This is a genomic window from Paraburkholderia sp. XV (assembly GCF_020177535.1).
Classification (GTDB): Bacteria; Pseudomonadota; Gammaproteobacteria; order Burkholderiales; family Burkholderiaceae; genus Paraburkholderia; species Paraburkholderia caribensis.
Genome location: NZ_JAGUUD010000253.1, coordinates 1 through 2,000 on the forward strand (window position 1 = coordinate 1; position 2,000 = coordinate 2,000).

Sequence of the window (2,000 nt, forward strand, 5' to 3'; positions counted from 1 at the left end):
GCCCCGCACAGGGGCGACGCGTGAAGCGAGCTAACAAAACGCGGATGCCAGCGCAGCGGCCAGAACACACCAAACCAAACCAAACCAAACCAAACCTCAACCCGCGCCGCGTCCGCGCCGACGCCCATTAAACCTTCATATAGGTTGACACAACCATTCGACTGCAAGGGCAACCCTATGTACGGCTAGTCGCGCCAGGCTCATCCGTTTAACTTTGATTCCATCGCGGCAGCGACATCCAGGCCGCAATCAAATCACTGAAACGGGAAAAACCTGCCATGACCACCACAATGCTCGACCTGCACGCCCCGCTAGCCGATGTCGTGTCGCGCCGCCAGGCATCCCCCATCGTCGCCGAACAGCAATGGCGCCGCATGACCGCGTCCGCGTCCGCGCACGACGCCGCGACCCAGCGCGATAACGTCGTCGTCATGCGCTGGACCCACAACGGCGACGCGCCGCTCGAAGTATCGAACGAAGGAAGCGCCGACGATCACTGCATCGGCCTGAACCTGAAGTGCGCGGCAATGACCTTCGATCACGCCGGACGCAGGCTCGTGCACGGCCGCCTGACGGCAGGCGCCGTTCAGGTCACCGCGCCCGCCGTGCCGACCAAGGCCGTGTTCGCGTCGTCCGCCGACGTGCTGCATCTGTTCGTGTCGCAACAGGTCCTCGCCGAGTGCTATCAGGACCTGTTCCAGCACTCGCGCGACACCGGCATCGTGCTCGACGATCCCGAACTCATCCGCGACCCCGTGCTCGAGCGTCTGGGCCAGGCACTGGCCGTCTCGCAGAGCAACGACGCCGCGCTCGGCAAGATGTTCACCGACAGCGTCAGCCTCGCAATCGTGTCGCACATCGTCGCGCGTCATTTCGCCGGTGCCACGCGCCGTTCGCGCGAAGCCGCGCCGCTGCCGCAATGGCGCATGAACCGCGTGATCGAGTTCGTCGACGCTCACCTCGCCGAACCGATCGGGCTTGCCGACATCGCCGCGAGCGCGGGCCTCACGCGCATGCATTTCGCCGCGCAGTTCCGCCGCGCAACGGGCGTGCGTCCGCACGAATACCTGCTGCGCCGGCGTGTCGAGCATGCCCAACATCTGCTCGTGACATCGAAGCACAACGTGATGGATGTCGCCCTCAGCTGCGGATTCCGCTCGCAGGCCCACTTCACGACCGTGTTCAAGAAGTTCGTCGGCGAAACGCCGCATCGCTGGAAAGAAAAGACCAACGACGCGCGCTAACGCGCCGTCCCGTGCCTTCGACAGCGCAGCAGCCTCGCCCGAACCGATCGCTTTCCACAGGAGTTTCGACATGCTGGCAAACGCAAACGTGATGGACCCATGGACCCAGACCATCGGTCTGCTAGGGACGGCGTCGTGCCTGATGGCCGTCGCGGAAGCCGCAGCACAGCCGCGTCACAAGACGCGCAGCGCGGATGAGCCCGTGGGCGCGCAGGTGACGCTGATTGACCGCCCGACGCCGTCGACGGCCACCATCGCGTGGCGCGATTCCACGCGCGGCTGTTTCGGCGATCAGGTCTGGCGCATGGCGCGCGCGCGCATGCCGGGCTTTTGCGCGATGAGCGGCCAGGCCATCCGCCCCGGCGACGCCGTGTACAAGCCAAATCCACGGCCCACGCCCGTCAATGGCGATGCGATGATCCTGGCGTCCGTCCTGCGCGACGCGGCCACCCTCTGAACAGGGCGAGTCGTGTCAGGCAGGCGGCGTGCGATGTCCCCTGCAATGCGAATCACGCGGCACATGTGGCATGGTCCCCGGCTTGGGGCGCGACGCGACCGCGAACGGGCGAGTCGTGCAAGATGGGATCTGGCATCCGCGTTTTGCCTTCGCGGAGCGGCGGTTCGGTGTGTTTGCCTTTGCGCTGGCATCCGCGTTACGTTAGCGTGCTTCAGGCGTCGCCGTTCGGTGTTATCGGCCTTTTCGCTGGCATCCGCGTGACGTTAGCTCGCTTCAGGCGTCGCCCCTGTGCGGGGCGG

Annotated in this window: 2 protein-coding genes; both read left to right on the top strand. The window is 65.7% G+C overall.

The features are described from left to right. The first annotated feature begins 278 nt into the window (after positions 1-278). Positions 279-1,244: a helix-turn-helix domain-containing protein gene (locus KFO72_RS41755; RefSeq protein WP_054932433.1), complete on the top strand. Its 966-nt coding sequence runs from the start codon at positions 279-281 to the stop codon at positions 1,242-1,244. A gap of 70 nt (positions 1,245-1,314) precedes the next feature. Beyond that, the gene (locus tag KFO72_RS41760) at positions 1,315-1,701 is read left to right on the top strand and encodes a DUF3331 domain-containing protein (protein ID WP_224099895.1); all 387 of its coding nucleotides are present in this window, start codon (positions 1,315-1,317) and stop codon (positions 1,699-1,701) included. The last annotated feature ends 299 nt before the right edge of the window (positions 1,702-2,000 follow it).

Excerpts from the sequence above, each read along its gene's own strand:
- KFO72_RS41760 (WP_224099895.1), top strand. The coding sequence starts at position 1,315 with ATGCTGGCAAACGCAAACGTGATGGACCCATGGACCCAGACCATCGGT.
- KFO72_RS41755 (WP_054932433.1), top strand. The coding sequence starts at position 279 with ATGACCACCACAATGCTCGACCTGCACGCCCCGCTAGCCGATGTCGTG.